The sequence below is a fragment of the Archangium sp. genome (assembly GCF_036389735.1).
Classification (GTDB): domain Bacteria; phylum Myxococcota; class Myxococcia; order Myxococcales; family Myxococcaceae; genus Archangium.
The window spans coordinates 1-5,723 of record NZ_DASVWK010000392.1 but is presented as its reverse complement, the minus strand read 5'-3'; the positions used below and the strand labels follow the sequence as shown (position 1 = coordinate 5,723).

Annotated in this window: 7 protein-coding genes, 1 tRNA gene and 1 pseudogene; 2 read left to right on the top strand and 7 right to left on the bottom strand. The window is 69.2% G+C overall.

The annotated features are described in order from the left end of the window. Nucleotides 1-315, top strand: a pseudogene (locus VF794_RS13995) (phosphodiesterase); the annotation flags it as partial. After that, complete coding sequence (locus VF794_RS13990) at nucleotides 312-1,394, top strand: lysylphosphatidylglycerol synthase transmembrane domain-containing protein (protein ID WP_331110577.1); 1,083 nt, start codon at nucleotides 312-314, stop codon at nucleotides 1,392-1,394. The pseudogene VF794_RS13995 and the gene VF794_RS13990, both read left to right, overlap by 4 nt. A gap of 58 nt (nucleotides 1,395-1,452) precedes the next feature. Here the strand turns inward: VF794_RS13990 and VF794_RS13985 are convergent. The 7 genes from VF794_RS13985 to VF794_RS13955 form a co-directional block, all read right to left on the bottom strand. Further along, nucleotides 1,453-1,536: transfer RNA gene (locus VF794_RS13985), tRNA-Leu, on the bottom strand. Between the two features lie 85 nt (nucleotides 1,537-1,621). Then, entirely contained in the window at nucleotides 1,622-1,999 is a 378-nt protein-coding gene (locus tag VF794_RS13980; RefSeq protein WP_331110576.1) for a 2Fe-2S iron-sulfur cluster-binding protein, read from the bottom strand. Between the two features lies 1 nt (nucleotide 2,000). After that, complete coding sequence (gene hscA / locus VF794_RS13975) at nucleotides 2,001-3,845, bottom strand: Fe-S protein assembly chaperone HscA (RefSeq protein ID WP_331110574.1); 1,845 nt, start codon at nucleotides 3,843-3,845, stop codon at nucleotides 2,001-2,003. Next, nucleotides 3,842-4,408 carry a Fe-S protein assembly co-chaperone HscB gene (gene hscB / locus VF794_RS13970; RefSeq protein ID WP_331110578.1) on the bottom strand — a complete coding sequence of 189 codons (567 nt, stop codon included), beginning with the start codon at nucleotides 4,406-4,408 and terminating at the stop codon, nucleotides 3,842-3,844. The genes hscA and hscB overlap by 4 nt, the downstream gene beginning before the upstream one ends. A gap of 151 nt (nucleotides 4,409-4,559) precedes the next feature. Then, nucleotides 4,560-4,958, bottom strand: a complete 399-nt coding sequence (locus VF794_RS13965) for an iron-sulfur cluster assembly accessory protein (RefSeq protein WP_331110572.1) — start codon at nucleotides 4,956-4,958, stop codon at nucleotides 4,560-4,562. Between the two features lie 26 nt (nucleotides 4,959-4,984). Then, nucleotides 4,985-5,383 (bottom strand): Fe-S cluster assembly scaffold IscU, encoded by a 399-nt coding sequence (gene iscU, locus VF794_RS13960; protein ID WP_331110571.1) that lies wholly within the window; start codon nucleotides 5,381-5,383, stop codon nucleotides 4,985-4,987. Between the two features lie 24 nt (nucleotides 5,384-5,407). Next, the coding region (locus tag VF794_RS13955; protein WP_331110569.1) for an aminotransferase class V-fold PLP-dependent enzyme at nucleotides 5,408-5,723 on the bottom strand (316 nt) is incomplete at its 5' end.

Genomic DNA, 5,723 nt, shown 5'->3' with positions numbered 1-5,723 from the left:
GATGCGGAGTTCTCGCGCCGCGCGGTGGCGGACTTCCTGCGCGAGCTGCCCCACATGCCCACCGCGGGAGACCTCGTTCTCTATGGCCAGGCGGTGTCCAAGGGCGGCACGGTGGGCTTCGCCTGGGAGTTCGGCTCGCATGGCGGCCTCACGCGCACGGAGACGTCCAGCATCGTCTGCTGGCCGAGAGAGCTGCCGGTGGACCTGTCCGGGCTGAGCCACTGCACGCAGCTGCATGAGCGGCTGTCCGAGGTGTACCGCGACGGGGCCCGGCCCGTGGTGAGCGCGGAGGCGAGGTGGGCGGAGGCGACATGAAGCGGGCAGCGGGCCGGACGTACCTCAAGGTACTCCTGGGAGTGGTGGGGGTGATGCTCTCCGCCCTCCTCATTTCCAGCGTCTTCTTCCGGTGGAACCTGGGTGGGGACGGGCCGCTGCTCATCCAGCGCTTCCCGCTGGGGAAGTTCGTGCGGGACCTGCCCGGGCACCTGCGCTGGCTCATTCCCTTCATGCTGCTGTCGGCGTCCATCATCCCGCTGCGGGCGGTGCAGTGGCAGAGGACGTTGAGCCAGCCCGTGCCCCTGCGCGAGCGCTACCACCTGGTGGCGATTGGGGCCTTCACCCACAACGCGCTGCCCGGGAAGCTCGGCGACTTCATGCGCTCCTTCCTGCTCTCGCGCACCCAGCGCATCCCCTTCCTCCAGGGGTTGGGCTCGGTGGCGGTGTGCAAGCTGCTGGAGTTCGCCGCGCTGATGGGGCTGGTGGCCGTGTCCTTCCTCGGGCCCTTCGGCGAGACGATGTCCCACTTCGCCCCGCAGCTCCGGGTCGCGGTGGCGGTGTGCGTGGGCCTGGTGGTGGTGGTGGTGCTGCTGGCCCACTACGCGCTGCCACTCGCCCGCCTGTTGGAGGGCAGGAAGCGGCTGCCCCGGGTGCGGCACCTGCTGGGGCACGTGTCCGAGGGGTTGGGCACCGCGCGCAGCTTCCGGGGCATGGCCAAGGCGCTGTTCTTCTCCATCGGGCCGGTGCTGGCCCCCGCGCTGGGCTATGGGCTGGCCCTCCGGGGCATTGGCGTGAGCGGAGGCCTCTTCGCCGGCGCCGTCGTCCTGGGCGCCATCGCGCTCGGCCAGGCCCCCGGGGTGCCGGCGGGCATGGGCATCTACTTCGGAGTCACCAGCTGGGCGGCGCGGGGACTGCTGGGCGCCTCGGCCGAGGACGCGGCGGCCTTCTCCATCCTCACCTGGCTGGGCACGGTGCTGAGCCAGGCAACGGTGGGGGCCTTCTCCGTCCACCTCCGGGGCATCCGCATCAAGGACCTGCGCAAGGGGGGGAGCCTGGCCCGTCAGGCCACCAGCCACGTGGCCCATGAGGCCGTGCAGCCCGTCCACACTCCCGGCTGAGCGGGCAGGGGGCCGGAAACGAAAAAGGCCCCGACTTTTCAGTCGGAGCCTTTTTCAGTGCCCAGGAGAGGACTCGAACCTCCATGCCCTTGCAGGCGCTAGACCCTGAATCTAGTGTGTCTACCAATTCCACCACCTGGGCAGGCGGTGCGTCTCGGCGGTGCGTTGCGTCGACGGGTGCGGTGTATAGATGCCTGACTCGTCCCCGTCAAGCAGTTGTTTCAACATCACTTCTTCAGCGGCCATTTCCCCTCGGATTCGAGCCGGCGCCGGACGGCGGGGTTCTCATCCATGTAGGCCGTGAGGGACTCCTCGGTAATCTCCACGAGGAGATCTTCATTCCCCGCCTCGGACTGGCAGGACAGGCGGGAGTACGGGCGCACGTCGAAGCCCATGTCCAACCGGTCCATCTCCTGGTCCGTCTGCTCCGAGAGGGACTCGAGGCCCTTGCGCACCCAGATGTGGCAGGTGGAGCAGGCGCACACCCCGCCGCAGGAGTGACCCACCTGGGCGCCGCACTTCTCGGCGGCGTCCAGCAGGGTGGTCCCCGGGGGCACCTCCACGGTGACGTCGGTCAGGGGGCTCTTGAAGTGGACCTTGGGCACGTCAGAACTCCTCGACCGAGTGGCCGGCGACCACCTTCGTCAGGGCCTCGTTCATCACCCGCTCGACGAACGGCTTGCACACGTCGTCCAGGGCGTGGATGGACTCCTTGAGGGCGTGGTGGTCGTTGCCCTTGGCCACCTCGCGCACCTTCCCCATGGCCGCCTCGATGGTGGCCCGCTCGCCGTCGGCCAGCAGCGCGGAGTGCGCCCCGAGCTGGCGCTCGGCCTCCGAGAGGACGCGCTCGGCCTCCACCCGCTGCTCGCGCAGCTGACGCACCTGCACGTCGTCCTCGGCGTGGTCGATGGAGTCGAGCAGCATCTGCTCGATCTCCTCATCCGAGAGCCCGTGGCTGGGCTTGACGGTGATGGACTGGGTGGTGCCGGTGCTCTGCTCCTTGGCGGTGACGGCGAGGATGCCGTCCGCGTCCACCTGGAAGCGCACCTCCACCCGGGCGAGGCCGGCGGGCAGGGGCGGAATCCCCCCCAGGGTGAAGCGGGCGAGGCTGCGGCAGTCCTCCACCAGCTCGCGCTCGCCCTGGAGCACGTGGACGTCCAGGCCCGTCTGCCCGTCCTTGAAGGTGGTGAAGACCTGGGCCGCGGCGGTGGGGATGGTGGAGTTGCGCGGAATCAGCTTCTCCACCAGGCCGCCCATCGTCTCCAGGCCGAGCGACAGGGGGATGACGTCCAGCAGGAGCACCTCGTCCTGCCGGTCCACGTTGGTGAGCAGGTCCGCCTGGACGGCCGCCCCGAGCGCCACCACCTGATCCGGGTCGATGTCGCTGAGCGGCTCGCGGCCGAAGAGCTCGGCCACGAAGCGGCGCACGGCGGGCACGCGGGTGGCGCCGCCCACGAGGATGACGCCGTCCAGCTCCGAGGCCGCCACGCCCGCGTCCTTGAGGGCCCGGCGGCACACCACGCCCGTCTTCTGGATGAGCGGGCGGATCCACTCCTCGAAGTCCTCGCGGCGGAGCGTCCGCCGGTGCGAGCCCGCGGTGAACTCCACCTCGGGCGCGTCGGTGAGGGCCTCCTTGGCCTTGCGCGAGGCGGCCAGCAGCTCGGCCACCTGGGAGGGGGAGGGGGAGGACTGGCCCAGGGCCTCCAGCACGCGCTGGGCGATGGCCCGGTCGAAGTCGTCGCCGCCGAGGGCCGAGTCGCCGCCGGTGGACTTCACCTCGAAGACGCCGTCCACGAGCTTGAGGATGGAGACGTCGAAGGTGCCGCCGCCGAGGTCATACACCGCGTAGGTGCCCTGGCTGCCCTTGTCGAGGCCGTAGGCGAGCGCCGCGGCGGTGGGCTCGTTGAGGAGGCGCAGCACGTCCAGGCCGGCGAGTCGGCCCGCGTCCTTGGTGGCCTGGCGTTGGGCGTCGTCGAAGTAGGCGGGCACGGTGATGACGGCCTGCTCCACCCGGCCGGAGAAGTAGCTCTCCGCGCGGCGCTTGAGGGCGCGGAGGATCTCCCCGGACACCTCGATGGGCGTCACGGGCTGGCCGCCGGCCACGTCGAAGCGCACCACCTTGCCGCCGCCGGTGAACTTGTAGGCGCCCAGCTTGCGCGTCTCCGCGTCCTCCGGGCCGCGGCCCATGAAGCGCTTCACGGAGATGATGGTGTCCGTGGGGTGCTCGGCGGCGAGCGCCTTCGCGCGTGCCCCCACCACCACGCCCCCTTCCTTCCCGTAGTGCACCACCGAGGGCAGGAGGTTCGAGTCGCCCTCGTCCGCCGGGATGCAGCGGGGCTTGCCCTGGAGGACGCTCGCCACCAGCGAGTTCGTCGTCCCCAGGTCGATGCCCACCGCATGCCCCTTGGGCTTGAGGGGGTCGTGAATCTGCAGGTAGCCGTTCTTGCTCACGCCAGCATCTCCTCCTCGAAGGCTTCCACCTGCTCGAGGAAGCGCGTGAAGTACCTCACCCGTCCCAGGGCATGCGAAGCCTTTTTCACCGAGGACTCGACGGGCACGCCTTTCTCCAGGGTGCGCAGCGTGTCCACGGCCTCCTGGAGGGCGGCCTTGCGACGGCCCTCCACCTCGGCGCCCATCTTCTGGGCCCGCTCCAGGTTCTTCGCCGCCATGGCCTCGTCCAGCGCCTCGCGCAGCTCCATGACCTCCTCGAGGAACTCGAGGGGCATGTCCTTCTGCGCGCCGGTGTCCTCGCGCTCCAGGTCCACCCCGTGCAGCTTCAACAGGTAGAAGGCCCGCTTCGTGGCGTCCTTGAGCGTCTTGAAGGCCTCGTTGAGCCCCGTCGTCTGCTCCAGCGACAGCCGGCGCTCGCGCGCCTCCGCCTGGGCGAAGCGGTCCGGGTGCAGCTGGAGGGACAGCTCCCGGTACTGCTTCTCCAGCGCGGGCACGTCCACGTCGTACGCCCTCGGCAGCCCGAACACGTCGAAGTGCGTGGCGCCCGGCGGCCTCGCGGCGATCTTCCCGCAGGCCGGGCAGAACGGGCGCCCCGCCGTGTCCTTCTCACAGTTCCAGCACTTCACTTCGCGTCCCCTTTCCGGGGGCAAAACGAAAGGGCCCGGCTTTCCTCGGCCGAGCCCCACTTGAAGACCCTCACCCCGGGGTGGTGGGTCAGACCGAGAAGCTCTCGCCGCAGCCGCACGAGCCCTTCACGTTCGGGTTGTTCAGCTTGAACCCCGACGCCATCAGCGTGGACTCGTACACGATCTCCGTGCCCAGCAGGTACAGGTAGCTCTTCGGGTCCACGAAGATCCGCACCCCGTCGCGTTCGAAGATCTTGTCCTTCTCGCGCGGCTTCTCCGCCCACTCCATCACGTACGCCAGCCCGGAGCACCCGCCTCCACGCACCGCCAGCCGCAGCCCCGCGTCCGGCGTCTGCCGCTCCACCAGGAGCTTCTGGAGCTGGGCCACCGCGCTCTCGTGAATCGTGATGCCTCGCGCCGGCTTCGCGGCCGGGGCGGCAGGCGTCGTCTGCGTCGGGCTCGTCTGGGTAGTCGCCTGCTCGCTCATCACGTGCCTCCTTGCTTCGGTACTGCCTACGCCTTGTGCTGCTTGGCTTCGCGCTTCTGCTTGAAGTCCGCGATGGCCGCCTTGATGGCGTCCTCGGCCAGCACCGAGCAGTGGATCTTCACCGGCGGCAGCGCCAGCTCGCGCGCCACGTCCTTGTTGGAGATGGTCATCGCCTGATCCACCGTCTTGCCCTTCACCCACTCGGTGACGAGCGAGCTGGACGCGATGGCCGAGCCACACCCGAACGTCTTGAAGCGGGCGTCCTCGATGATGCCCTCGTCGGTGATCTTCAGCTGCAGGCGCATCACGTCGCCGCACGCGGGAGCACCCACCAGGCCGGTCCCCACATTGGGGTCCGACTTGTCGAGCGTGCCGACATTACGGGGGTTCTCGTAGTGGTCGATGACCTTGTCGCTGTAAGCCATGGGGTACTCCTTCAGAAGCCTTGGTTAGTGCGCCGTCCACTCGATGCTCTTGAGGTCGATGCCTTCCTTCGCCATCTCGTAGAGCGGGCTCATCTCGCGCAGGCGGTTCACCTTGTCCACCATGAGCTTGATGACGAAGTCGACCTCTTCCTCGGTGTTGAAGCGGCCCAGGCCGAAGCGGATGGAGCTGTGGGCCAGCTCCTCCTCCACGCCGCAGGCCCGCAGCACATAGGAGGGCTCCAGCGAGGCCGAGGTGCAGGCGGAGCCCGAGGACACCGCCACGTCCTTGATGGCCATCATCAGCGCCTCGCCCTCCACGTAGGCGAAGGAGATGTTGAGG